The organism is Deferribacterota bacterium, from assembly GCA_034189185.1.
In the GTDB taxonomy this organism is placed as follows: Bacteria; Chrysiogenota; Deferribacteres; order Deferribacterales; family UBA228; genus UBA228.
The window spans coordinates 1-1,501 of record JAXHVM010000309.1 but is presented as its reverse complement, the minus strand read 5'-3'; the positions used below and the strand labels follow the sequence as shown (position 1 = coordinate 1,501).

The 1,501-nt window shown below is 33.0% G+C and carries 1 protein-coding gene; it reads right to left on the bottom strand.

All coding sequences use genetic code 11. From position 1 onward, the window contains the following. A partial coding sequence (gene mnmG / locus SVN78_11165) for a tRNA uridine-5-carboxymethylaminomethyl(34) synthesis enzyme MnmG (GenBank protein MDY6822165.1) occupies nucleotides 1-1,462 on the bottom strand: 1,462 nt, incomplete at its 3' end. Between the last annotated feature and the right edge of the window lie 39 nt (nucleotides 1,463-1,501).

Sequence of the window (1,501 nt, the reverse complement as noted above, 5' to 3'; positions counted from 1 at the left end):
TTAAAATCTCTAATTCCTTTACAATATTTTCACTTATATTTGAGCCGATTATTTTTTCTATATCTTTATATTTTATATCTGTTCTCTTTAATGCATCATATGCAGACAACTTTACTTTATCTTGTTTTTCACTTTTTAACTCTATATATGACTTCTTCAATCTAGCGATTTCACTGTTAAGCATAGATTCTTCTTTTTTAAATCTATCATATCTTGCCTTGCTAATTAAACCCAATTTAAAACCTTTTTCAATCAATCTAAACTCAGCATTATCTTCTCTCAAAATTAGTCTATATTCAGCTCTTGAATGAAACATCCTATAGGGCTCATCAATACCTTTGGTTATCAAATCATCAATCATAACCCCTATAAAGCTTTCATCCCTATTCAATAAAAATGGCTCACTTTTATCAATATACTTTACAGCATTAATGCCTGCAATCAATCCTTGTGCAGCAGCTTCTTCATAGCCTGTTGTACCATTAATTTGACCTGCAAAAAACAAACCATTAATTTTTTTTGTCTCTAAATTATTTTTTAGTTCTGTAGGATTAACATAGTCATACTCTATTGCATAAGCAGGCCTTATAAATTCAACCTTTTCTAAGCCCTCAATGCTTCTATAGAACTTAAGCTGTACATCAACTGGAAGAGAGGTTGATAGTCCATTTGCATACATCTCCAATGTGTTTAAACCTTCAGGCTCTATAAAAACCTGATGTCTATCTTTATCAGGAAATTTCACAATCTTATCCTCTATTGATGGACAATAACGTGGACCAATACCTTTGATACGTCCACCATAGAGGGCTGATTTGTCTAGATTGTCTCTAATAATATTATGTGTTTCCTTATTAGTATAAGTAATAAAACAAGGTATTTGTTCAATTTCAATCTTTTCTGTTTCAAAAGAAAACCCCTTGGGGTCCTTATCCCCCCATTGTTCTTTTAGTCTATTAAAATCTATTGTTCTCTTATCTAGCCTTGCAGGGGTCCCTGTCTTAAGCCTTCCAATCTCAAACCCTAAATTCTTAAGAGACAGTGTCAAATCAGTTGATGAGAATTCATTGGCTCTACCAGCACTATATCTTTTATCCCCAATATGGATTAACCCGTTTAGAAATGTCCCTGTTGATAATATTACAGCTTTAGATAGTATTTCCTCGCCATAAATAGTTTTAACACCAATAGCTATTCTATTTTTTGCTAATATGTCAGATACAATACATTGCTTTATATAAAGATTATCTATCCCCATTAAAATATCTAGCATTGTTTTCATATACAACGATTTATCAGCTTGCGCCCTAGTACTTCTCACTGCTGGGCCTTTTTTAGTATTTAACACCCTAAATTGTATCCCTGACCTATCTATAACCTTTGCCATAATCCCGCCTAATGCATCTATATCTTTTACGAGGTTACCCTTTGCTAGCCCACCAACTGATGGGTTGCAACTCATTTGTGCAATTTGCTCAATATTTGTTGTACACAACAAAAC